This window comes from Pseudoalteromonas sp. OOF1S-7 (genome assembly GCF_022347765.1).
Taxonomy (GTDB): Bacteria; Pseudomonadota; Gammaproteobacteria; order Enterobacterales; family Alteromonadaceae; genus Pseudoalteromonas.
Genome location: NZ_JAKRFZ010000020.1, coordinates 67,374 through 90,650, shown reverse-complemented (window position 1 = coordinate 90,650; position 23,277 = coordinate 67,374). Strand labels below are relative to the sequence as shown.

Here is a 23,277-nt window from a genome sequence, read left to right as displayed (position 1 = left end):
GTGAGGTTTTTGCCGTCCTGGAGCGCTTTCAATACAGAATCTAAATCAAATTTTTGTGTAGTCATGGGTCATTTCTCTTTTTATATCTTAACTTATCGAAATGACACAGAAAATTGAACACTACCTTTTCAAGTACTGCTTATGCTGACAAGCCACATTAGAGTATAAATCTGAGAGTCTGTGTCCGGCGCAGACTTCAGAGCGTTATTTTTGAGTTAAACCAGCCCTTCTACCCATGCAATAAATTTCATCGCGTTATGCGTTCTGAATCGTGCTTTATTGGGAATATAATAACACAGCGCTGAGGAAATATTTTCATCTCCTACAGGCCTCAACTGGCCGCTTGAGCACATACGGCGAGCCAGTATCTCAGAGCAAAACACCAGCGCCTTTTCGGCTATAGCCTGTTGGATCCCAAACAACTCCTGGTCAAATTCCCTGATAATAAAGTCGTCTCTGTCTAGTCCGTTGCTGGTGAGCCAGGAGTCCAGTGGCGGTGTGCACAGCGCCGCGTTTTTCCAGCGTGTGGTGTAAAGCACCGAGCGAACAGGAGAGGCTTGTAAAACTTTGGTGCTCGTACTGGCGAACACATTGTATTGCTCCACATTCAGCCTGTCCTCAATCACAACGTCCTGAATATTACCTAGCCGTATCGGAATAGAGTAGGGGTGGCTGTCAGTTTGTTCACCGCTTGACACTTGCATCGAAATATTCGGATGACGGGCTGCGAAGGTATGCTGTGCAGGCAGCAGAACCTGAGCTGCGAATGAGGATGTGGTGCTGACCTGAATCACTTCATTTAATTGCTGGATATCAGCCAGAGCACGTTCAATTTTAGCAAAGCCCTCGGAAGTTGCACTGGCCAGTTGCTGACCCGTATCGGTGAGTCGTACTTTCCTGGGCTGACGCTCAAACAAACAAATATTGAGGCGATCTTCAAGCTTACTGATATGGTGAGAGATTGCCGTCGGAGTCAATGCAAGCTCCTGTGCTGCGAGCTTAAAGCTGCCATGGCGCGCCGCAGCTTCGAACGCTTTGAGCGCCTGTAAAGAGACAGATAATGGCATAGCAAATACCCTGTAAAAAATTCATAGGTGATTTTAACTCATCTATAGGTGTAAGAGTATCGTTTGTCTAATTGGCCGCAGAAACGCACACTGGTATCCGTCATTAATCAATAAGGTAATCAGTATGAGCACAATATTGCATATAGACTCGAGTGTCAGAGCGATCAGCAATACTAATCCATCGCACAACTCAATTTCTAAAAACATTGCGCATAAGTTTGTTGAAAGCTGGCAAAAGGCGGGCTTTATAGATGAGTATATCTATCGTGATGTCGGTATACATCCACCTCAGTTCATTACTCAGGACTGGATTGGGGCAGTATTCACGGCCGAAGGCGACAGAACGGAGGAGCAAACGCAGCTACTGGCCTTATCCGATACCATGATCAATGAACTGGTGAGTGCCGATATCATTGTTATATCAACACCAATGTACAACTACGGTATGCCAGCCCAGCTTAAAGCCTGGTTTGATCAGGTTGTGCGGATTAACAAGACCTTTGACTTCGACCTCGCACGTGGGGATTTCCCGTTGCAACCTTTACTGTCGGGTAAGACATTGATCGCAATAGCCTCATGCGGCGAGTTTGGTTTCGAAGCGCCCCAGATCAGAGCACAGAACAATCACCTGATGCCACATCTACGCACATTGAGTCGTTATCTCGGGGTTGAAACTATGTATGAAATAGTGAGTGAATATCAGGAGTTCGCAGATAGCAGACACCATGTATCACTACAAGAGGCGTATGAACGGGCGCACACGCTGGCACAGGAGCTGGCGAGCAGCAAACGAGCGGATAAGGTTAAGGTGCAAACCGTGTAATTTCGGTGAAATATCCGATTATGCAAAAAAGTGGAAAGTGATCGCTTTGGGTTACTTTTGTCAATAACCGACAGTGTTATGCACGTCGCTTTTCATCATGCGTGGCGACAACAGAACCCTGCTGGAGGAGGGGTTTCAGGTCGCGCAGGATTATATGTCCATAATCCTGATAACCAGCCTGTGAACCTGGTGTGAACCATTTCATATGTGCAATAAACTCAAGAGAACTGGCAATACTACTTATCAGGCTTTGTTCCATGTCAGAGTGGTAAGCCATTGGTGGCTCAATTGGGGCAATAGGCTCCGAAGTCTGCTGCTGGCGTTCACCGGTCAATAGCCACAGTGCATTGTCTTTGGTTGCCGGATGCAAAAAGAACTTGCTGATCACAGATAAAGTAGGCTCTCTAACATCTTTTTCATACTTTCGATAAGACGCAGTTGGAATATCCAGTATTTCTGAAAAGCCAACCTGAGAATAACCCAAGTTGATACGTAACTGTTTTAATCTTGTAGCAAAAGTATTTGACATATGACCCAATCCGGTTAATTATTTATCCACCTGACCCGTTCAGACTACATGACTCTTAGTCAAATGTCTAACCGGGACGAAAAATTAAGCACTTTTTTGGAACTGACTCCAGTTAAGTGCAAACTCAGACCTGTGTTTAGGGGCTTATGAATTGAATGGCTTTAGACACAAGGCTTTAGGTTTGTAAGACACTGTGATTTGATAATAAGCGGATATGTTATGACTACTGTTAAAAGAAATGAATCTGTGCGTAAAGCACACACCATAGCAGCCAGGAAGCAAATTCAAACTGCGATCCGTCGCCTGCGCAGAGAAATGAACTTAACTCAGGCTGAGTTAGGTAAAAAGCTTGTCACACCCGTTGATCAGGCAACCATCTCTAACTGGGAGTGCGGTAAGTCTGACTTATCCGCCTGTCAATTGCTGGATATCATGATGATTTTTGGTCAGCCAAACTTCATGAGTTTGCTGGAGCAAGGGGCCCAAAGCGATTTAATCGACGAACCACAGTCTGCATAAAGCGCTCAGCAAATCTCTGACAGAGCATACTGTCAGCAGGTTCCCCTAAGCTAACATATCGTGTTGTCGGGGCACGTTCGTGCCCTGTTTTCATTTTTTATTCGTCTAATCCCCATTCCTGTACTAGCTTTCCTGTGGGAGCATGGATCCTTTTGCCGTCGTTGGCTGTTTTCGATTGCCTGTTAAACCCTGTTTTTCAGGATAAACTCAAAGGTATTCCTGCTTGCAGTCCCATCCTGTCACGTGCCTGTCACTATTAGGGTTGTTAGCGACTAGGGCGCAATCAAGCAAGTACAAGGAGCTTTTTATGTCGTCACCTAAATCGCAGTTGGGATTTGATCAGAACCAACGTAAAATCATTATCGGAGAACAACAAGACTCGGAGCTGGGCCCGTTATGCCACCTGCCGGGCAGCTGGCAAAATATTGGTAACCTGCAGGGGCATGGTTGGAACATGATAGCCTTGCCTTTTGCTGCGGGCGATCTGGATTATCGGTTGCTGATGAACCAGTATGATGAAACACTGACTTTCAATCTGGTTGATAAAGGCGTACCAAACAGGGGAATACCTGACGACCAATCGGTTGCGACACTCGATTACACCCAAATTATCAACCAGATTGCTGCGGATGATTTCCCCCAGTCAGGTCTGGCGGGCAAGCCAGGGCTGGCTATCCATCATGAGCCCGGATTATGGCTGCACATGCGCGATCAGTTGACGGATGATTTAGATATCGCCCGCCTGTCCAGCATTCCTCATGGCGATGCGGTGATTGCATTGGGTAAGAGTGCACAGTCGCAGTCTGGATTTGAAATCCCAGCCCTGAATGGCTTGCCCATTGGTGTGTCGGGCGACATTGATTCAAACCCTTATCTGGTGCCCTATAAGCATTTCAGGGACCATCCGTTTGAAGGATTATTTGATCCAACTCAGGCAAATGCGCTGTTACAAAAGGCGATTGCACCTTTGCTCAGAGATGGCAAGGTACGCAATACGACCAAGCTCGAAGTGCGTTCAACTGCGGCATCCGGGTCAGTAAACAATATTCCATTCGTTACTCGCCAGGCAAACGCGGCAGAGATGCATTCTACATTCTGGATTTATGAGCTGACAGAAACCGACTCAAATGGTAATCCCAAGCTCTGGATGCAGTATTCCCAAACGGTGATCCTGGATTTCTTCAATCGCAAAGACAGACCGGGTGAGTTGATCCGCTGGCCTCATATCAGTATTAATACGCTGGAAAAGGTGAATACATAACAACCACAGTTGTCACTGTTGCTCAGTCCTGTTCGTTGTATAAGAGTACGTCTGGCTTTTACGGGCTCCTGCCTGAAAAGCCGGTTGGCAGATACTGGTTTGCGACTGAGTCGGCGAGCATTAACAGGGGACTAAATATCCCCTGAGGCTAGTTTAAGTAGGGCGATTAATACGCGTTACTTGATATAGATTGAGTCGCTCCAGTACCCAAACGGCGATGCTGTTGAGTTAGAGGAGGTATTAAACTGGCCACTTTGTTGACCACTGAAGTCAAAGTAATACAGGAAGCCTGTCACGGTTTCTCCTGTATTACAGATATGCAAGTTACTCATTGAGCCACACAAATATTCGCGGCTGTTATAGCTCTTTTGCTGGCCATTCATGGTTGCCTGATTTGGGTTTCCATATCCATACTGGATCACTGCAACCAGCAGTTGATTGCCACCATGATCTTCCGTCGTTGAAAACTGCGATGCAGGTGGATATTCCCAGCCTTTATCTGTTGAACCGACGGCAAAGACTTCGTAATAGCTGATGCCACTGGCAGGTCCCATTATAGTCACGTCTGATTTGCTGGCCTTTGACTGTGCCTGGCCTTGCAGATGGCTCAGGTCAAGTTGCATACCGTTCAGGGTTGGCAGTTTAACTTCCTGAACATCAACGGCAACACCACGTTCAACATGTGCGGCAATGGCCTGACCGGCAACAACAGAGCTGGCCAGCAGGGTAATACCAAGTGATACTTTTTTTAAATTAAACATAAATTTCCTCTTAATATGGTTTTCCTTGGATAAACACAGTCATTATTAAATAAAGTAATACAGGTAAATTATTGAATTTACTGGGCTATAAGCGACTTTGTTCGCTGGTTTTTATGTTTTCACAATGTTTATAAAAAGTAAATTAAAATTTAACTACACTGTGGTTCAAAATATGCATTGTGTTGATTGCGATCAATAAAAGTACAAAGGTGTACTATGAATATTCAAGGAATGGGGCAAAACTTTGCCGTCACAAATACAAATCAATACAGCACGGCCGGCAATTCTCACGTGTCGGCTTATCAGCATACTGACGTTAGCAAAACTTCGTCGGGAGGTCAGGCAGAGCAGACTATTGATATGCACAATATTTCTCCCAATCAATACAATGCCCTGGTACGTTCGGGTGTTGCCGATCTGGCTGTTCCTATGGTTTTACCCGGTGGTCGGGTACATCTTGATGGTCAGCAGGCCCAAATGGGCGATGTAAAAACAGACTATATTGGCCAGATTGAGCAGTCCATCGAGTTTAGCGAGAGCATCGGGGATTTGGGTCAGGTTGATTTTTTGAAGGAGAGGCTGGCGGCTGTTAGGGCGTTACACGGACAAAGCTACATGCCGTCAGAGGCCAGCGAGGGGCTAAATGTCACGGCCTAGTTGATCCCCGGGCGTTAACAATGCCCGGGGTGAGTATTAATCCTGTACTGAGCGAAGCAGGGCGTTAATACCGACTTTTTCGCGTGTCTGCTGATCCACTTTCTTCACGATAATGGCGGCATACAGGCTGTGTGTACCATCTTTGCTTGGTAAAGAACCCGGTACGACCACAGCGCCAGCTGGCACACGACCGTAGTGGATCTCACCGGTTTCACGGTCATAAATACGGGTACTTTGTGAAATATACACGCCCATTGAAATAACCGCGCCTTCTTCGACAATTACGCCTTCAACAATCTCAGAGCGGGCACCGATGAAGCAGTTGTCTTCAATAATGGTAGGGTTGGCCTGCAGTGGCTCCAGCACACCGCCAATGCCTACACCACCAGACAGGTGCACATTTTTGCCGATCTGCGCACATGAACCGACTGTGGCCCAGGTATCCACCATAGTCCCTTCGTCAACGTATGCGCCAATATTGACATAAGACGGCATCAGAACCACGTTTTTGCCAACAAAGCTGCCCTGGCGTGCAACGGCGTTAGGTACAACGCGCATGCCGCCTTGCTGAAATTGTTCAGGTGTATAGTCGCTGAACTTAAGCGGCACTTTATCGTAAAACTGGTTTACCCCATCATGCAGGGGTTGGTTGTCGCGGATACGAAAAGACAGCAAAACGGCCTTTTTTAGCCACTGGTGTACAACCCACTCACCACTGATCTTTTCCGCTACACGGGCTGCGCCTGAGTCCAGCATGGCCAGTGCATCGATGATGGCATTTTTAACCTGTGGAGACACATCACTTGGTGTAATGGTATCGCGTTGCTCCCAGGCTTGTTCAATAATGGTTTTTAAATCCGACATAGTGTCCTCATTTATTCAGATTCTGCATTGAGTTTTTTCATCAGTGAACGATGTAACGATGCCTTGGCATCTTCACTGAGGCGTTGATAATCTTTGTCCGAGACCACGAAGAAATCCTCCGCACGTTCGCCCACTGTGGTAATGCGCGCGGCGTGAATATGCAGTGCATGAAATTGAAATACCTCGGCTATTTTAGTCAACAAACCGGGAATATCCACCGCCTGGATTTCTATCAGGTTACGGTCACTGCGGGCGTGGGGACGTACCACGACCTTAGGTTTAATATTAAAATCTTTAAAGCGCTGAGAGCGGTTTTTCTTGAGCCGAATTTTCTTTTTCGGGTCGGTCAGGATCACTTCCAGGCTGCGGCGCAGCGTTTTGGCCCGACTGCCACTGATAGGGCGACCATCGACTTCCAAAATAACAAAGCTAAATACCACATAACCGTCTTTGGTGGTCAAAACCTGGGCATGTTGGATCTGGGCTTTTTTTGAGCCAATCACCGCCACCAGTTTGGCAAATAGGCTGGCTTCATAGGGGGCATAAACAAAGACCTGAGTACCGCCATGCATTGGCTGCTCAGAGACCACCACGCAAGGCTGGCTCAAATCATCACGACCGAGCAAGTATTCGGTATGCCAGGAAATTTGTTGCTCGCTAAATGCAGTAAAATAGTTAGCTTTAAAGCGTGCCCAGATCATATCAATTAGATCTTCGCGGTAGTCTTTGTTGATTAGCCGTTGCTTAGCTTGTTGTTTTTTATCTCGAATTTGGTCTCGCATATCCATGGGGTTTTCAAGCCCCAGACGCAGTGCGCGCTGCGTCAGCAAATAAAGCTCCCGCAACAGGGTGTTTTTCCAGTCATTCCAGAGATTGTCATTGGTTGCGCGAATATCGGCAACGGTCAGGCAGTAGAGGTAATCGAGCTGGCGTTCGTTTTTAATACGAGAGGCAAATTCGTTGATCACATCCGGGTCATTGATGTCCTTACGTTGCGCGGTAACCGACATCAGCAGGTGATTTTCAACCAACCAGGCAACCAGTTTACTGTCGGACGAGGAAAAACCGTGCATGCGTGCAAAAGCGGTAGCATCGACGGCCCCAAGTTCTGAGTGATCTCCACCACGGCCTTTAGCGATGTCATGAAAAATGCCTGCCAGATACAGCAATTCAGGTTTATCCATGCGGGTGACAATTTCGGAGCACAGCGGAAACTCGCCCTGATGCTCATGGCTGAAATAGCGGTAAATGTTGTTGATCAACTTATGGGTATGTTCATCCACGGTGTAAGCATGGAACAAGTCGAACTGCATCTGACCAAAGATATTGCGCCACTGCGGTAAATAGGCGGCAATGATACCGTGCTTGTGCATCAGGGTAAATGCGCGGCCCATGCCGTTGGGATGTTTGAGCAGGCGCATCAGTGCGTCACGGCAAGCAGCATAATCCTGCAAGTCACCGAGCAGGCGTCGTCTTACCTGGCGCACGGTACGGATGGTGCTGGGGTCGATGTCGGTGATCTCGGGATTGTCGGCGATGTGCTCAAATAATAAGATCAGGTTTTCCCTGCGAAAAAACACCGAGGGATTTTTGACCCGAATTTTACTGCCAACTCGCTCGAAATGGTTGTCGAGCGGGATCACGGTTTGCTCGCTTTGATCGGGTAAAATGCTCTGTTCAAAATAACCCAGCAGCATTTGATTCATTTCCCGAACCCGGCTCATGATCCGGAACAGGCGCTTCATCATACGCTCGACCGAAGCTTTACCTTCGGAGCCAAACCCTAAGAGCTCGGCGGCATGTGGCTGGTAATCAAACAGCAGGCGGTTTTCACTGCGTCCGGCTGCCAGATGCAGCGCAAAACGGATGTTCCAGAGATTTTCCAGACACTCCAGCAGCTCCTGATATTCTTCATGAGTCAGGTAGCCGTGGCTGATCAACTCTTCCAGCGTTTCGGCGTGAAAGTGTTTCTTCGCGACCCAGAAAATGGTCTGAAGATCGCGCAAGCCCCCCGGGTTTTCCTTGATATTCGGCTCGAGATTATAAGCGGTACCATGGCATTTTTTGCGACGCAGGCGCTGTTCTTTGACCTTGGCGATAAAAAACTCATCCGACTGCCAGATGGGGGTTTCAACAATGTGACTTTTGAGTCGTTCAAATTCAACATGATTGCCGCATATTAAGCGACTTTCCAGCAAGCTGGTGGTAAAGTGCACGTCTTCGCGTTTTTGCTCAAGTACCTGCTCGTGGGTCCTCACGCTGTGGCCAATATCCAGGCTCAAATCCCACAACAAAGTCATAAAAGACTCTAATGATCCTGTTAGCTCGGGCCCTGGCTCCACTTTACAGAGTAACAAAAAGTCGATGTCTGAATACGGGTGCAGCTCTCCACGACCATATCCACCTACGCCAATGAGGGCGAGGTCGGGGAACTGGGCCAGTCCGGTGTCGGAGTAGAGTTTAATCAACAGGCGGTCAATAAACTCAGCTCTGGCATTGATGAGCTGTCGGACAGGCTGTTTAGAAAACTGATTGTTCAGCCATTTATAAAAATAGGCCTGGCAGTTTTTGTAGTCATTCAAGGTTTGCGCTTCGTCGAGAAGCGTTTTTACTTTGTTTGGTAGTGCCACCTGGGCTCCCTATGTTGCGCGCAAAACTCACAGCTCAGTTTTACACTAAGTGGCAAAAAAATGCGAGGAAGTGATAGGGTAAGGGCGCTTAAATGGATGAAAAGGCAGCATACAAGTCTGCTAAGCAAGACGCCACCGGCTGGTGGCGTTTTTGAGTTCAACTTAAGCTGTGTGCTCAATCACTCTTTCAATGGTGTCGTCGCTGCGCAGCGTCAGCACTTCTACTCCGTTCTCAGTCACCAGCAAAGTGTGTTCCCACTGGGCAGACAGGCTGCGGTCCTTGGTGACCACAGTCCAGTCGTCTTTGAGCAGTTTACAGTGGCGCTTGCCTGCATTGACCATCGGCTCAATAGTCAGACACATGCCGGCTTGCAGTGCTTCACCAGTGCCTGGTTTACCGTAGTGAACGATTTGCGGTTCTTCGTGGAACTCGGCACCAATCCCATGACCGCAATATTCACGGACGATAGAATAGTTAAAGCCCTCGGCATATTTTTGAATTGCAGCGCCAATATCACCGATACGTACGCCTGGCTTCACCATACGAATACCGATATAAAGTGCTTCCTGAGTGACTTCACTCAGACGCTTGCCCTGAATACTTGGCTTGCCAACGAAGAACATTTTTGAGGTATCGCCGTGGTAACCGTCTTTAATGACTGTCACATCGATATTGATGATGTCACCTTCTTTGAGCGGTTTGTCGTTTGGAATACCGTGGCAAATCACGTGATTCACTGAGGTACAAATAGACTTAGGGAAACCGTGATAGTTAAGTGGCGCAGGGACCGCCTGTTGCACATCCACAATATAATTATGACAAATGGTATTCAGCTCATCGGTCGTCACCCCTGGTTTGACATAAGGTTCAATCATTTCCAATACTTCAGCGGCTAACTTACCGGCAATACGCATTTTTTCGATTTCTTCAGGGGTTTTGATCACTGCACTCATTGAGACTCCAAGTCATAGTTTCGACGCAACAACATCAGGCTAGTTAATGAACGATTTTTAGCCCAAACGTTGAGTTAATTTCTTTTATATGGTATAAAGCGCGCCGTCTTTTTACAAATAAATCTTTCGAGTCAATTTAGCTCACAGGTTGTTTGTAACGAAGACAACACGAAATTTAATTTTAACACACACACATATCGACACATACACTTGGGTGCAGGGTCGGGACAAATTACCGGGTAACCGGACTGCCGAACCTGTTGGTGTTATGGGATATGTGGAGGCCTAACCCTAACTAAATTAGAGGAAAATACAAATGGCAAACGTTTCAATGCGCGATATGCTTCAAGCTGGTGTTCACTTCGGTCACCAGGCTCGTTACTGGAACCCTAAGATGAAGCCTTTCATCTTCGGCGCTCGTAACCGTGTACATATCATCAACCTGGAAAAGACAGTTCCTATGTTCAACGATGCACTTAAGTTCCTTTCGAACGTTGCATCTAACAAAGGTAAAATCCTTTTCGTTGGTACTAAGCGCGCTGCAAGCGAAGCAGTTAAAGAAGCAGCTATTCAAAGCGAGCAGTTCTACGTAAATCACCGTTGGTTAGGTGGTATGTTGACTAACTGGAAAACAGTTCGTCAATCAATCAAGCGTCTTAAAGACCTTGAGACTCAAAGCCAAGACGGTACTTTCGAGAAGCTGACTAAAAAAGAAGCTTTGATGAAAACTCGTGAAATGGAAAAGCTTGAGAAGAGCCTTGGTGGTATCAAAGATATGGGCGGTCTTCCAGACGCTATCTTCATCATCGATGCTGACCACGAGCACATCGCTATCCGTGAAGCAAACAACCTGGGCATTCCAGTAGTATCTGTTGTTGATACTAACTCTAACCCAGATGGTGTTGACTTCATCATCCCAGGTAACGATGACGCGATCCGCGCTATCCAGCTTTACACTGGTGCTGTAGCGACTGCTATCACTGAAGGTCGTGAAAGCAACATCGTTGCTCAAGCTGAAAGCGACGACTTCGTAGAAGCTGAGTAATAGTTTGCATACCGCGCCACTGGCAACACACGTGTGCGAGTGGCCGGTCGCAACGCGCTAAGCTGTCATCAAGTCTTCATCTTATTTTTCCGAAGACTTGATATTCTTTATAAGCGGTAATTCGCTTATCAAAAAACCGAATTCAGAATTGAGGATATTCTAATGGCTGTAACTGCTGCCCTAGTTAAAGAACTTCGCGAGCGTACTGGCGCTGGCATGATGGATTGTAAAAAAGCACTGACTGAAACTAACGGTGACATCGATCTGGCGATCGAGAACATGCGTAAGAGCGGTGCTGCTAAAGCTGCTAAAAAAGCAGGTAACATTGCTGCTGAAGGTACAATCCTGATCAAGCAAGGTGAAGGTTTCGCTGCACTTCTTGAAGTTAACTGTCAAACTGACTTCGTTGCTAAAGACGAAAACTTCCTGGGTTTCGCTAACACTGTTCTTGATGCTGCTGCTGAAGCTAAGACAGACATCGAAACTTTGAAAGCTCAGTTCGAAGAGACCCGTGTTGCACTAGTTGCTAAAATCGGTGAAAACATCAACGTTCGTCGCGTTGAGTACATCGATGGCGAAAACATCTCTGCATACCGCCACGGCGACCGTATCGGTGTTGTTGTTACAGGTGACGCTGACGAAGAGACTCTGAAGCACGTTGCAATGCACGTTGCTGCGTCTAAGCCTGACTACCTAAACCCAGAAGACGTACCTGCTGAGGTTGTAGAGAAAGAAAAAGCGGTTCAGGTTGAAATTGCTATGAACGAAGGCAAGCCTGCTGAAATCGCTGAGAAAATGGTTGTTGGTCGCATGAAGAAGTTCACTGGTGAGATCTCTCTTACTGGTCAGGCATTCATCATGGAGCCTAAGAAGTCTGTTGGTGAGTACCTGAAAGAAAAAGGTGCTTCTGTTTCTTCATTCATTCGCCTTGAAGTTGGTGAAGGTATCGAGAAGAAAGAAGAAGACTTCGCTGCTGAAGTTGCTGCACAAATCGCAGCTGCGAAAGGCGAATAATCACGCTTAGGTGATTAAGTGATGCAAAAGCCTCCTCGAGATGAGATTTGCTTTTGCGTCACTGCACAAAATTCTCTAAAATAACCGCGCATTTATGTCTTTCATAAGCGCGGTTATTTTGTATCTCACTTTTAATTTGGCCCGGAAATTATGACTATCAATCGAAAACCTGTTTTTAGACGCGTTCTTCTTAAACTTAGCGGCGAAGCTTTGATGGGAGATGAAGGCTTTGGAATCGATCCTAAAGTATTGGATCGCATGGCCCAAGAAATAAAAGAACTTGTAGAACTCGACGTAGAAGTGGGTTTGGTTATCGGCGGCGGTAACTTCTTGCGTGGCGGATCGTTAGCCGAAGCGGGTATGAACCGCGTAGTGGGCGATCACATGGGTATGCTGGCAACCGTGATGAATGGTCTGGCAATGCGTGATGCGCTGCACAGAGCGTTTGTGAATGCGCGTCTGATGTCTGCCATTCCTTTAAATGGCGTGTGTGATGCGTATAACTGGGCAGAGGCAATCAGCTTACTGAAATCAGGTCGTGTGGTGATCTTCTCTGCGGGTACCGGTAATCCGTTCTTCACAACCGACTCAGCAGCCTGTTTACGCGGTATTGAAATTGAAGCAGATACGGTTATCAAAGCGACCAAAGTAGACGGCGTATTCAGTGATGACCCTGTGAAAAACCCGGATGCAGAATTACACCGCCACCTGACGTACAATGAAGTGATTGAAAGAGAATTAAAGGTTATGGACCTGGCGGCATTTACGCTGGCCCGTGACCACAACATGCCTTTGAGCGTATTCAACATGAACAAGCCTGGCGCGTTAAAGCGGGTTATCATGGGTGAAGAAGAAGGTACGTTAATCAGTACACAACCAGCTGCAGAGTAAGCGTTCCGGCGCATTAGCTGGCTATACCAGCAACTTAACCTGTAAGCTGAGTCCGATTAATACAGTAAAGAATAGGATAGCACTGTGATTGATGATATTAAAAAAGATGCGCAAGAGCGCATGACAAAAAGCGTAGCTGCGCTGGCAAGCCAGCTGTCTAAAATCCGTACTGGTCGCGCACACCCGGCATTGCTTGATGGCATTTCTGTGTCTTACTATGGCGCTGACACACCACTTAACCAGGTTGCAAACGTGACAGTGGAAGATTCGCGTACACTGGCTATCAGCGTATTTGACAAGTCTTTGGCGCAAGCGGTAGAAAAAGCAATCATGGCGTCTGACTTGGGCCTTAACCCAATGTCTGCGGGGACCGTTATTCGCGTACCACTCCCTCCGCTGACAGAGGAGCGTCGTAAAGACCTGATCAAGATCGTACGTGGTGAAGTTGAAGGCGGCCGTGTTGCGGTTCGTAACATTCGTCGTGATGCCAACGGTGACGTGAAATCACTGCTGAAGGATAAAGAGATTTCTGAGGACGAAGCACGTCAGGCAGAAGACGAGATCCAGAAGCTAACTGATAAGTTTATCAAAGAGATGGACACCCAGCTGAGTGCGAAAGAAGCAGAGCTGATGGAAATCTAAGCAACCACAAATTTATTAGGTTTGCAGCGCCGTCTAAGGTATACTAGACGGCGTTTTTTTTTACTTAAATAGGCATTATGATTTTAACCGCTGACGCAATTTCACAGCAATCTCTGCCCAAACATGTCGCTATCATTATGGATGGAAATGGCCGCTGGGCTCAGGCGCGTAAGCGTCCCCGCGCATATGGACACAAAAAAGGGGTAGATTCGGTTCGCCATGCTGTGCAGTTTTGCTCTAAGCTAGGGATAGAGTCATTGACGTTGTTCGCTTTCAGTAGTGAAAACTGGCGTCGTCCCGAGGACGAAGTCAGCACTTTGATGGAATTATTCCTGTTTGTATTGAGTAAAGAAGTTAAAAAGCTCCATAAGAATAATGTGAAGCTTTCAATCATTGGCGACATCTCGCGTTTTCCTGCCGGGTTGCAGCAAAAAGTTGCCGATGCAGAACAATTAACCGAGCACAACTCGGGATTAAAGTTGAACATCGCGGCCAATTATGGTGGTCGCTGGGATATCATGCAGGCAGCCCGGTCCCTGGCTGAACAAGTTGCTGACGGCGCCATCCAGGCGAGCGACATTACAGAAGAAGCGATTTCATCGCAGCTCACCATGGCGGATCAAAGCCCGCTTGATCTGTTGATCCGCACAGGGGGAGATTACCGCATCAGTAATTTCTTACTATGGCAGGCTGCGTATGCTGAGCTCTACTTTACCGAAACGTTATGGCCCGATTTTAATGAAGAGGCGTTTTCAGAAGCGCTCGCCTGTTACGTGTCCAGAGAACGACGTTTCGGTTGTACCGGCGAACAAATAAAACAATTACTCGCCGAGCGCAAGACAACAAGTTGAAGGTATAAAGTTTGTTAAAACAACGTGTTATGACGTCGGTGGTGCTGGCGCCACTGGCTTTACTATTGGTGTTTTTTACACCGCTGAATCTATTTAGCGTGATCGCCGGCGCTATCATTTTAATGGGTGCCTGGGAATGGGCGGCGTTCATTGGCCTGACCAACCGACTTCACAAAGGCATTTATGTCACCATGATGGCCGCCGTGCTGGCTGGCCTGCACATTCACTGGCCAATTACGGAGTTGTGGGAACAGGGCCGTCTGGTCGCCGATGCAAATTATGTGTTTACACTAGCCGCCGCCTGGTGGCTGGTGGCGACTATTCTGGTAATGAATTACCCGCGTATGGCCAAAGCCTGGAATGACGGCATGATCATGCGTACCATCGCCGGATTTCTGACGTTGATCCCCTTGTGGCTGGCACTCAATGTATTGCGCAGTGCTGAATATCATCAGGCGCAGCAATACGGGTCGGTACTAATCATGGTGGTACTGGGCATTGTCTGGAGTGCAGACATTGGTGCTTATTTTGCCGGCAAGAACTTTGGTAAACACAAGCTGATGCCTAATGTCAGCCCGAATAAAACCATTGAAGGGTTGATCGGTGGCTTACTGACGTCGGTCGTGTTTGTGATTATCTTCTGCTATTGCAGCGACGTGGCGCAACACCAGTGGCTCCTGTATGCCGGGCTAACCGTTGTGATTGCGCTGTTTTCAGCAATCGGCGATTTACTCGAAAGTATGTTTAAGCGCGAAGCTGGCCTAAAAGATTCCGGTAAATGTCTGCCAGGACATGGCGGTATTCTTGACCGCATCGATAGCTTAACAGCGGCCGCGCCGATTTTTGCCTTGCTATACGCCTGGACGGTAACACTATGAGTGACAAGCAAAACCTGGTTATCTTAGGGTCTACGGGCTCTATTGGTACATCCACGCTGGATGTCGTTGAGCGAAATCAAGCGCGATATCAGGTTTTTGCGCTGGTTGCAGGGCGTAATGTGCAGCTGGTTATTGAGCAGGCTCTGACGCATCAGCCTCGTTATGTGGTTATGGGGTCTGAGGACGCTGCGAAAGAGGTGAGCGCGGCATTGAGTACATCGCAGACAGAGGTGCTTAACGGTATGCAAGCGATGTGTGACATGGCGGCTCATCCGGATGTTGACATCGTGATGTCGGCGATTGTCGGAGCTGCGGGATTATTGCCAACCTTGGCAGCGGTGGAGCAGGGCAAGAAAGTCTTGCTGGCCAATAAAGAATCTCTGGTGATGTCCGGTCAGCTGTTTATGGATAAAGTGAAGCGCCATGGTGCGACTTTGCTACCCATAGACAGCGAACATAACGCCATATTCCAGTGTCTGCCAGGCTCACTGCAAAATGGTGACAGCACCGCCCTGGCTGCACAGGGGATCCGTAAAATTCTGCTAACCGGCTCTGGCGGGCCTTTTCTGACTCGTGCCACTGATACATTGGCTGACGTGACCGTCGCTGAGGCAGTCGCACACCCCAACTGGTCTATGGGCCAGAAGATTTCTGTGGATTCTGCGACCATGATGAACAAAGGGCTGGAATTTGTAGAAGCAAAATGGCTGTTTCATTGTCAGGCCGACGACATAGAAGTCGTGATCCACCCGCAAAGCATGATCCATTCCATGGTGCAGTACATCGATGGCTCTGTGATTGCACAAATGGGGCAGCCCGATATGCGCACACCCATCGCCTATGGGTTGGCTTATCCAGAGCGCATTGAAGCGGGCGTTAAGCCGCTCGACTTTGCTGATATCGTCGACTTCACCTTTACCAAGCCTGATTTCAACCGTTACCCCAATTTAAAGCTGGCAATTGATGCCTGTCGCAGTGGTCAGTCTGCAACAACAACATTAAATGCGGCAAACGAAATCGCTGTCGCGGCCTTTTTAAGCGAGCAAATTGGCTTTTGTGATATTTATCGCATTAACGCTGAAGTGCTTGAACGTTGCCACCTCGAACCTTTACACTCTGTGGACGCGATAATGGCACAGGATGCGCAAGCCCGCAGACTTGCCAGGGAACTGATCAGTAAGTAGGAGTCACTATGTTGGAATTTTTCTGGAACCTGGGTTCTTTCATTGTCGCACTGGGGATCTTGGTGGCCGTACATGAATATGGCCATTTTTGGGTTGCCAGAAAGGCTGGCGTTAAAGTGCTTAGATTCTCAATTGGTTTTGGTAAACCTTTGATCCGTTGGTATGACAAGCGCGGTACTGAATATGTCATTGCTGCCATACCTCTGGGTGGGTACGTTCGTATGCTGGACGAACGTGTAGACGAGGTGCCAGCTTCAGAACAACATCTGTCATTTAACAACAAGCCTGTCCTTTCCAGAATCGCTATTTCAGCTGCTGGACCACTTGCGAACTTTATTTTTGCCATTTTTGCCCTTGCACTGATGTATATGATCGGTGTTCAGAATGCCAAGCCCATAGTCGGGAATGTGACCGACAACAGCATTGCGGCGCAGGCTCAGGTGCAACCGGGTGATCGCATTATTAGTGTGGACGATCAGCTCGTCCAATCATGGCAGGAAGTCACCTTTTCGCTGATGGGCGGGCTGGGTGAATCGCAAGTTATCCTTAAAGTTCAGGACAGCAAAGGCCAGCTCGCTTTACGTCAGCTCGATACTCGTGAATGGCGGCTGGATGAGCAAGATGTGCCGCCTTTGACGTCAGTGGGTATCCAGCCTTATCGTCCTAATCTGAAACTAGAAATAGCGCAGATTGCCTCAGGCTCTGCTGCTGAGCAGGGCGGCTTAGCAGTGGGAGATAAGCTGCTGCGTTTTAACAATGAAACACTAGATTCCTGGGAGCAATTTGTTCAGCTGGTACAAACGTCAGCGCAACAACGCAGTCATTTGGTGGTACAAAGAGCGGGTGTAGAGGTTGACCTTTACCCGACACCACAGGGCCGCGAAGACAATCAGGGAGTACTGATTGGCTACCTGGGCGTAGTCCCTGTGCTTGAACCCTGGCCGGAAGGGTATATTGAAACTAGACAATACGGGGTGTTCGATAGTATCGTGCTGGGCGTTAAAAAGACCTACGACTTAACGGCGCTCAGTTTTGAGATGATTGGTAATTTATTAACCGGCCAGGTATCGGTTAAAAATCTCAGTGGGCCAGTTGGTATTGCCGTTGGGGCCGGAAATAGTGTCAGTTACGGGTTTATCGCATTTTTAGGCTTTTTGGCCTTAATTAGCGTCAACCTGGGGGTTTTCAACCTTTTACCCCTGCCGGTCTTAGATGGCGGGCACTTAATGTATTACTTTATTGAACTTATTCGCAAAAAACCGGTCTCTGAAAAGACACAAGAGTTAGGCTACAAGGTGGGTGCAGTTGTGCTCCTGGCGCTAACTTGTTTTGCACTACTTAACGATGTATCGAGGCTTTAGGCCGCTAGGTGCGATAGCAATTGAGGCGCACTGTTCGCCGTAAGCTGTAAAGGATAAAGATAATAAAATGCCTATAAAAAAACATTTAGCTGTAACGAGTTTACTGGGCGCGAGCTTTGCTGCTCTGGGGCAAAACTCCTTTATCGTAGAAGATTTGAAAGTTGAAGGCCTGCAGCGTGTTGCGCTGGGCGCGGCATTAACACATATTCCTATCAACGTGGGTGATCAAATTGACGACTACACGGTGTCAAAGACAATCAAGGCGCTGTTTGCGTCTGGTCACTTCGACGATATCTCTGCATTCCGTGATGGCAATCAGGTAATTTTCAAAGTTAAAGAGCGTCCGACCATTGCCTCAATCGAATTTGATGGTAACAAAGACATCAAAGATGAGCAGCTGCAGGAAAGCTTAGATCAGCAAAATATTCGAGCCGGTGAAACCCTTGACAGAACAGTCATTGACAGTGTCGAAAAAGGCCTGATCGAGTTCTTTCATAGTATCGGTAAATACAATGCCAAAATTGAGATGAGCATTGTTGAGTTACCACGTAACCGAGTCCGCTTAAAGCTGGACTTCAACGAGGGAGATGCGGCATCGGTCAGGCAGATTAACCTGGTTGGTAACGAGCTATTCTCCGATGAAGAATTATTAAAGCTGGTTGAGTCGCAACAAGACTTACCCTGGTGGAAATTCCTGTCAAGCGACCGATACCAGAAGCAAACCATTGAAGGCGATCTTGAAAAGATCCGCAGTTACTATCTTGACCGTGGCTACCTGCGCTTCAACATAGATTCAACTCAAGTGTCGGTGAGCCCGGAGCGTGAGTCTGTTTATGTCACTGCAAACCTCACTGAAGGTGAGCAGTATATGGTTAAGGACTTCGAATTCATTGGTGATCTGCTGGGCCGTGAAGACTTGGTCCGTAGTGTTGTACCACTGAAAAGCGGCGAGCTGTACAATGGCTCAATCGTAACGGCCACCGAAGAATTCATTAAAAGCTACCTGGCACGCTTTGGCTATGCCAATGCTGAGGTGCGCACCGTTCCTGATATTGATGACGAAAACAAAGAAGTAAAACTGACCCTGGCGGTTGACCCGGGTAAGCGTGTTTACGTGCGTCGTATCGCAGTGAATGGTAACCAGGTCACGGCCGATCATGTTGTGCGTCGTGAAATGACACAGCTGGAAGGCGCCTGGTTGTCTAACCAGAGTCTGGAGCGCTCTAAGCTGCAGATCCAGCGTCTTCCTTATATGGAAAGCGTTGATTTTGAAGTTAAGCCTATCCCCGGGATTGACGATCAGGTTGATGTTGACTTTAAAGTCAAAGAGCAGCCTGCAGGGAGCTTCCAGGCCGGTGTCGCCTATGGTTCATATGGTGGTTTGCAATTTAACGTTGGGGTCAGTGAATCTAATTTCCTTGGTACGGGTAACCAGCTGGCGTTTAACATTAATACCGGACGCGGCTCAAAGCGTTATACGGTATCTTATACAAACCCTTACTTCACGCCAGATGGTGTGTCGCAAGGCAGTAGTATCTTCTATAGCGACTTCGACGGCAGCAAGCTGGGCCTAATCGACTACGACCAGACCAACTATGGTATTGGTACCAACTTCGGTTTCCCAATCGATGCCGTAAACCGGATTAATTTTGGTGTGCGCTGGATTGAGGAAGAGCTGGATCGTATTCCGGATTACGAACAATCTCGGGTGATGCGTTTGGCCTTCACTGATCCGGAAAACCCCGATGCAGGATTCGACTTTACCAAATATGAACTGAGCGTGGGTTGGTCACGGATCACGGTTAACCGCGGGATGTTCCCGACAGATGGTTCTCGTCAGAGCGCAACTTTCAGAGTGACAACCCCTAACTCTGACCTGAACTTTTTCAAAGTGAACTACGACTCGCGTTTCTACTGGCCAGTCAGTAACGATCATCGCTGGGTTTTCTCGGCTCGTGCGGGACTTGCTTATGGCAATGGCTACGGAGAAGTTAACGGCTTTGAACAAACCTTGCCATTCCAGGAATTCTATCGCATTACCGAAATGGAATTGCGTGGCTTTGATCGTAACACCATACTGCCACGTGCGTTGCAGCGTTCACCTTCCTCGATTGGCGGTACACCGTTACCGGATGGTACAGTCCCAGATTCAATTGGCGGCGATCCGCAGTTTGACAACCTGATCCAGGGCGGTCGTATCGGTGGTAACGCTAAAGCGCTGGCTGGTATCGAGATGATTGTACCAACTCCATTCCTCGAAGAGGAAAACACCAGCTCAGTACGCACCAGCTTCTTCGTTGATGCTGCGAACGTCTGGGATACGGAGTTCGATGCCGATCGTTACACGAATTTGTCGCCGGATGTGTATAAAACATTGTCAGATTACTCTGATCCTAGCCGATTCAGGGTATCTACAGGCTTATCTGTACAGTGGATCTCACCGATGGGACCTATGCTGATCAGTTTTGCCTACCCACTGAAAAAAGAAGAAGATGATGAAACTGACTTCATCAGCTTTAACATAAGTAATACTTTCTAAGGAGCTAATTGTGAAAAACCTTTTTAAAACTTCGGCCATGGCGCTGATGGCAACACTCATGATGGGGGCTTCTGCGTCTGCGTTTGCACACAAAGTTGGCCTGGTTGACATGCAAAATATCTACAAAAAATTGCCACAAATGGCAAAAATTGAGCAAACTTTACAGGCTGAATTCGCAGAGCGTCGTCAAGAATTAGAAAAACTACAAGGTGACATCCGTTTCGAAGCTGAAAAGTTCAAGCGTGAAAGCGCGACAATGAGTGAAGATCAGCAGGTTGCATTGCGTCAAAAGATCCAGGGCATGCAGCAAGAACTGGCTACAAAAGGTCGTCCTCTTGAGCAGGAGATCAAAACGCGTCAAAACCAGGAACTGGCCAAAGTACAGAAACTGATCGTTGATGCCATTGAAGAAGTTGCCAAAAAAGGAAAATACGATGAAGTTCGCGTAAAAGATACGACAATTTACTTCAACCCTGATAAAGTTTCTGACCTGTCTGATAAAATTGTTGAAGTAGTCAGTAAAAAGTAATGACCAAACACTACACTTTGTCGCAGTTGGCTGACGCTGTGGGCGCCGAATTACAAGGCGATCCGGCTCAGCCAATTGAGAAAATTGCCACCTTGCTTAATGCAGGTGGTCAGGACATCGCGTTCCTGGCAAACAAGAAATACCGCAGCCAACTTGCCTCTACACAAGCTGGGGCCGTTATTCTGGCTCCTGCTGAGGCGGAACACTTCTCTGGCAACAAGCTAGTCTGTGATAACCCTTATGTCGCTTACGCTAAGCTTGCGCAATACATGGATACCACACCTGACTCAGCTCAGGGTATTCACGAGCGCGCTTCAGTCCATGAGTCGGTGAAGCTTGGCAACAATGTCAGTATCGGTGCTAATGCTGTGATAGAAGCAGGCGTAGTGCTGGGCGATGATGTACAGATAGGCCCAGGGTGCTTTGTTGGCAAACATACCCGTATTGGTGCAAAGACTAAGCTTTGGGCTAATGTTACGATTTATCACGAAGTCGTTATTGGCGCGTCATGTCTATTCCAGTCTGGCGCAGTGATCGGCAGTGATGGTTTTGGTTATGCCAACGAAAGCGGAGAATGGGTTAAAATTCCTCAGCTTGGCAGCGTCATTATCGGTGACCGCGTAGAAGTGGGGGCAAGTACGACCATAGATCGTGGTGCACTAGATGACACGGTGATCCACGATAATGTGATTCTGGATAACCAAATTCAGATCGCACACAATGTTGAGATTGGTTACGGTACAGCCATTGCTGGTTGTAGCGTTATGGCCGGTAGCGTGAAAATTGGCAAATATTGCCAGATTGGCGGTATGGTGGCTGTCAACGGACACAATGAAGTGTGTGACGGAGTCGTCATTACAGGCATGAGCATGGTGACAAAAGGGATCTCCGAGCCGGGGATTTACTCATCAGGTATGCCGCACACCACGAATAAAGAGTGGCGTAAAAACATTGCTCATCTACGTAATCTTTCGGATTTTAAAGCGCGACTAAAAGCGCTGGAAAGCCTCACAGAACAGCTTAAACATACTGATAACTAAAGGATGTTATTTTGGCCAACGAATTAAATAGCTTCGATATTCAAGAGATCCTCAAGCTACTACCACATCGATACCCGATGCTGCTGGTAGACAAGGTCATTGATTATAAACCTGGCGAATACTTACATGCAGTCAAAAATGTGACTGCGAACGAGCCTATTTTTACAGGCCATTTTCCTGATCAGCCCATTTTCCCGGGCGTGATGATTTTAGAAGCATTGGCTCAGGCGACCGGTCTGTTGGGTTTCAAGACCGTCGAGAATCGCGGTGATAATGAACTATACTTGTTTGCAGCAATAGATAATGCACGCTTCAAACAGCCGGTAGTGCCTGGTGATACCATGCATTTACATGTTGAATTTGTGAAAGAGCGCCGCAATATCTGGAAGTTCTCTGGTGTTGCAAAGGTCGACGGCAAGGTCGTATGTAGCGCTGAATTAATGTGTGCAAGAAGAGAGTTTTAAGCGTGATCCATCCTACTGCAATTATTGAGTCAGGTGCTCAGCTGGGCGAAAACGTATCGGTTGGTCCCTACAGCTATATCGGCAATGATGTCGTTATCGGAGACAACTGTAAAATTGAATCTCACGTGGTAATTAAAGGACCCAGCGTGATAGGTTCTGGCAACCATATTTTCCAGTTCGCATCAGTCGGCGAAGCCTGCCAAGATAAAAAGTACAAGGATGAACCAACTAAACTCGTCATTGGTGACAATAATATTATCCGGGAGTGCGCCACCATCCACCGGGGCACTATCCAGGATAAAGGCATTACACAGATCGGCAGCAACAACCTGTTTATGGCATATACCCATGTTGCGCACGATGCCATCATTGGTAACAACGTGATTTTCGCTAACAATGCGAGTGTCGCAGGGCATGTGCATGTCGGAGACTTCGTGATTTTGGCAGGTAATTCTGGTGTACATCAATTCTGTAAAATCGGCGCACATGCCTTTGTTGGCATGTACAGCGGCGTGAATCAGGATGTACCGCCATTTGTAACGACTACTGGCACACCAGCACGACCAGCGGCAATAAACTCCGAAGGGTTAAAACGCCGCGGCTATGGATCAGATGAAATTATGGCCATTCGCCGTGCTTACAAAACATTGTTCCGTAAAGGCCTGAAGCTGGACGAAGCACTGGAAGCCATGCGCGAAGATGCGGCAAACTTTGCTGGGGTCCAGCAAATGATAGACTTTATTGCGACCTCTGAAAGAGGACTGGTACGTTAAA

General features: G+C 47.7%; 23 protein-coding genes. 17 read left to right on the top strand and 6 right to left on the bottom strand.

Annotated elements, in window-relative coordinates:
- Positions 1-215: 215 nt before the first annotated feature.
- Positions 216-1,067 carry a LysR family transcriptional regulator gene (locus tag MHN33_RS20985; RefSeq protein WP_239401053.1) on the bottom strand — a complete coding sequence of 284 codons (852 nt, stop codon included), beginning with the start codon at positions 1,065-1,067 and terminating at the stop codon, positions 216-218.
- A gap of 124 nt (positions 1,068-1,191) precedes the next feature.
- On the opposite strand from MHN33_RS20985, the gene MHN33_RS20980 reads away from it, so the two are divergent.
- Positions 1,192-1,890, top strand: a complete 699-nt coding sequence (locus MHN33_RS20980) for an NAD(P)H-dependent oxidoreductase (protein ID WP_239401051.1) — start codon at positions 1,192-1,194, stop codon at positions 1,888-1,890.
- 76 nt (positions 1,891-1,966) lie between these two features.
- Here MHN33_RS20980 and MHN33_RS20975 read toward each other — a convergent pair whose 3' ends face one another.
- Positions 1,967-2,419: a helix-turn-helix transcriptional regulator gene (locus tag MHN33_RS20975; RefSeq protein WP_239401049.1), complete on the bottom strand. Its 453-nt coding sequence runs from the start codon at positions 2,417-2,419 to the stop codon at positions 1,967-1,969.
- Positions 2,420-2,638: 219 nt separating this feature from the next.
- On the opposite strand from MHN33_RS20975, the gene MHN33_RS20970 reads away from it, so the two are divergent.
- Entirely contained in the window at positions 2,639-2,938 is a 300-nt protein-coding gene (locus MHN33_RS20970) for a helix-turn-helix transcriptional regulator (protein WP_239401047.1), read from the top strand.
- A 307-nt stretch (positions 2,939-3,245) separates the two neighbouring features.
- On the top strand, positions 3,246-4,199 hold the full coding sequence (locus MHN33_RS20965) for a heme-binding protein (RefSeq protein ID WP_239401045.1): 954 nt from the start codon (positions 3,246-3,248) through the stop codon (positions 4,197-4,199).
- A 176-nt stretch (positions 4,200-4,375) separates the two neighbouring features.
- Here MHN33_RS20965 and MHN33_RS20960 read toward each other — a convergent pair whose 3' ends face one another.
- Positions 4,376-4,960: a DUF4879 domain-containing protein gene (locus tag MHN33_RS20960; RefSeq protein ID WP_239401043.1), complete on the bottom strand. Its 585-nt coding sequence runs from the start codon at positions 4,958-4,960 to the stop codon at positions 4,376-4,378.
- Between the two features lie 216 nt (positions 4,961-5,176).
- Between MHN33_RS20960 and MHN33_RS20955 the strand changes: the two genes are divergently transcribed.
- Complete coding sequence (locus MHN33_RS20955; protein WP_239401041.1) at positions 5,177-5,617, top strand: hypothetical protein; 441 nt, start codon at positions 5,177-5,179, stop codon at positions 5,615-5,617.
- Positions 5,618-5,653: 36 nt separating this feature from the next.
- Here MHN33_RS20955 and dapD read toward each other — a convergent pair whose 3' ends face one another.
- From dapD to map, 3 genes are all read right to left on the bottom strand, one after another.
- Positions 5,654-6,481: a 2,3,4,5-tetrahydropyridine-2,6-dicarboxylate N-succinyltransferase gene (dapD, locus tag MHN33_RS20950; RefSeq protein WP_046003875.1), complete on the bottom strand. Its 828-nt coding sequence runs from the start codon at positions 6,479-6,481 to the stop codon at positions 5,654-5,656.
- Positions 6,482-6,492: 11 nt separating this feature from the next.
- The gene (glnD, locus tag MHN33_RS20945; RefSeq protein ID WP_239401039.1) at positions 6,493-9,111 is read right to left on the bottom strand and encodes a [protein-PII] uridylyltransferase; all 2,619 of its coding nucleotides are present in this window, start codon (positions 9,109-9,111) and stop codon (positions 6,493-6,495) included.
- A gap of 162 nt (positions 9,112-9,273) precedes the next feature.
- A complete protein-coding gene (map, locus tag MHN33_RS20940; RefSeq protein WP_239401037.1) occupies positions 9,274-10,065 on the bottom strand; it encodes a type I methionyl aminopeptidase in 792 nt (263 codons plus the stop codon).
- A 316-nt stretch (positions 10,066-10,381) separates the two neighbouring features.
- Between map and rpsB the strand changes: the two genes are divergently transcribed.
- The 13 genes from rpsB (at position 10,382) to lpxA (ending at position 23,276) form a co-directional block, all read left to right on the top strand.
- A complete protein-coding gene (rpsB, locus tag MHN33_RS20935) occupies positions 10,382-11,110 on the top strand; it encodes a 30S ribosomal protein S2 (protein ID WP_049866374.1) in 729 nt (242 codons plus the stop codon).
- Positions 11,111-11,272: 162 nt separating this feature from the next.
- Positions 11,273-12,124, top strand: a complete 852-nt coding sequence (tsf, locus tag MHN33_RS20930; RefSeq protein ID WP_125783261.1) for a translation elongation factor Ts — start codon at positions 11,273-11,275, stop codon at positions 12,122-12,124.
- A gap of 150 nt (positions 12,125-12,274) precedes the next feature.
- Positions 12,275-13,015, top strand: coding sequence for a UMP kinase (gene pyrH / locus MHN33_RS20925; RefSeq protein ID WP_010385750.1), 741 nt, complete (start codon positions 12,275-12,277; stop codon positions 13,013-13,015).
- Positions 13,016-13,099: 84 nt separating this feature from the next.
- On the top strand, positions 13,100-13,657 hold the full coding sequence (gene frr / locus MHN33_RS20920; protein WP_010385751.1) for a ribosome recycling factor: 558 nt from the start codon (positions 13,100-13,102) through the stop codon (positions 13,655-13,657).
- A 77-nt stretch (positions 13,658-13,734) separates the two neighbouring features.
- On the top strand, positions 13,735-14,508 hold the full coding sequence (locus tag MHN33_RS20915) for an isoprenyl transferase (RefSeq protein WP_239401035.1): 774 nt from the start codon (positions 13,735-13,737) through the stop codon (positions 14,506-14,508).
- Positions 14,509-14,519: 11 nt separating this feature from the next.
- The gene (locus MHN33_RS20910) at positions 14,520-15,386 is read left to right on the top strand and encodes a phosphatidate cytidylyltransferase (protein WP_239401033.1); all 867 of its coding nucleotides are present in this window, start codon (positions 14,520-14,522) and stop codon (positions 15,384-15,386) included.
- Positions 15,383-16,570 (top strand): 1-deoxy-D-xylulose-5-phosphate reductoisomerase, encoded by a 1,188-nt coding sequence (ispC, locus tag MHN33_RS20905; protein ID WP_239401031.1) that lies wholly within the window; start codon positions 15,383-15,385, stop codon positions 16,568-16,570. Before MHN33_RS20910 ends, ispC begins: the two co-directional genes overlap by 4 nt.
- Before the next feature lie 8 nt (positions 16,571-16,578).
- The gene (gene rseP / locus MHN33_RS20900) at positions 16,579-17,931 is read left to right on the top strand and encodes a sigma E protease regulator RseP (RefSeq protein ID WP_239401029.1); all 1,353 of its coding nucleotides are present in this window, start codon (positions 16,579-16,581) and stop codon (positions 17,929-17,931) included.
- A 67-nt stretch (positions 17,932-17,998) separates the two neighbouring features.
- Positions 17,999-20,470, top strand: a complete 2,472-nt coding sequence (gene bamA / locus MHN33_RS20895) for an outer membrane protein assembly factor BamA (RefSeq protein WP_239401027.1) — start codon at positions 17,999-18,001, stop codon at positions 20,468-20,470.
- A 10-nt stretch (positions 20,471-20,480) separates the two neighbouring features.
- Positions 20,481-20,999 carry an OmpH family outer membrane protein gene (locus MHN33_RS20890; protein ID WP_239401025.1) on the top strand — a complete coding sequence of 173 codons (519 nt, stop codon included), beginning with the start codon at positions 20,481-20,483 and terminating at the stop codon, positions 20,997-20,999.
- Complete coding sequence (gene lpxD / locus MHN33_RS20885) at positions 20,999-22,039, top strand: UDP-3-O-(3-hydroxymyristoyl)glucosamine N-acyltransferase (protein ID WP_239401023.1); 1,041 nt, start codon at positions 20,999-21,001, stop codon at positions 22,037-22,039. Before MHN33_RS20890 ends, lpxD begins: the two co-directional genes overlap by 1 nt.
- Before the next feature lie 11 nt (positions 22,040-22,050).
- Positions 22,051-22,503 carry a 3-hydroxyacyl-ACP dehydratase FabZ gene (gene fabZ / locus MHN33_RS20880; protein ID WP_239401021.1) on the top strand — a complete coding sequence of 151 codons (453 nt, stop codon included), beginning with the start codon at positions 22,051-22,053 and terminating at the stop codon, positions 22,501-22,503.
- Between the two features lie 2 nt (positions 22,504-22,505).
- Complete coding sequence (gene lpxA, locus MHN33_RS20875; protein WP_239401019.1) at positions 22,506-23,276, top strand: acyl-ACP--UDP-N-acetylglucosamine O-acyltransferase; 771 nt, start codon at positions 22,506-22,508, stop codon at positions 23,274-23,276.
- The last annotated feature ends 1 nt before the right edge of the window (position 23,277 follow it).

Bases quoted from the DNA above. Each gene is read 5' to 3' on its own strand.
- MHN33_RS20985 (WP_239401053.1), bottom strand. From the start codon at position 1,067: ATGCCATTATCTGTCTCTTTACAGGCGCTCAAAGCGTTCGAAGCTGCG.
- MHN33_RS20980 (WP_239401051.1), top strand. From the start codon at position 1,192: ATGAGCACAATATTGCATATAGACTCGAGTGTCAGAGCGATCAGCAAT.
- MHN33_RS20975 (WP_239401049.1), bottom strand. From the start codon at position 2,419: ATGTCAAATACTTTTGCTACAAGATTAAAACAGTTACGTATCAACTTG.
- MHN33_RS20970 (WP_239401047.1), top strand. From the start codon at position 2,639: ATGACTACTGTTAAAAGAAATGAATCTGTGCGTAAAGCACACACCATA.
- MHN33_RS20965 (WP_239401045.1), top strand. From the start codon at position 3,246: ATGTCGTCACCTAAATCGCAGTTGGGATTTGATCAGAACCAACGTAAA.
- MHN33_RS20960 (WP_239401043.1), bottom strand. From the start codon at position 4,960: ATGTTTAATTTAAAAAAAGTATCACTTGGTATTACCCTGCTGGCCAGC.
- MHN33_RS20955 (WP_239401041.1), top strand. From the start codon at position 5,177: ATGAATATTCAAGGAATGGGGCAAAACTTTGCCGTCACAAATACAAAT.
- dapD (WP_046003875.1), bottom strand. From the start codon at position 6,481: ATGTCGGATTTAAAAACCATTATTGAACAAGCCTGGGAGCAACGCGAT.
- map (WP_239401037.1), bottom strand. From the start codon at position 10,065: ATGAGTGCAGTGATCAAAACCCCTGAAGAAATCGAAAAAATGCGTATT.
- rpsB (WP_049866374.1), top strand. From the start codon at position 10,382: ATGGCAAACGTTTCAATGCGCGATATGCTTCAAGCTGGTGTTCACTTC.
- tsf (WP_125783261.1), top strand. From the start codon at position 11,273: ATGGCTGTAACTGCTGCCCTAGTTAAAGAACTTCGCGAGCGTACTGGC.
- pyrH (WP_010385750.1), top strand. From the start codon at position 12,275: ATGACTATCAATCGAAAACCTGTTTTTAGACGCGTTCTTCTTAAACTT.
- MHN33_RS20915 (WP_239401035.1), top strand. From the start codon at position 13,735: ATGATTTTAACCGCTGACGCAATTTCACAGCAATCTCTGCCCAAACAT.
- ispC (WP_239401031.1), top strand. From the start codon at position 15,383: ATGAGTGACAAGCAAAACCTGGTTATCTTAGGGTCTACGGGCTCTATT.
- rseP (WP_239401029.1), top strand. From the start codon at position 16,579: ATGTTGGAATTTTTCTGGAACCTGGGTTCTTTCATTGTCGCACTGGGG.
- bamA (WP_239401027.1), top strand. From the start codon at position 17,999: ATGCCTATAAAAAAACATTTAGCTGTAACGAGTTTACTGGGCGCGAGC.
- lpxD (WP_239401023.1), top strand. From the start codon at position 20,999: ATGACCAAACACTACACTTTGTCGCAGTTGGCTGACGCTGTGGGCGCC.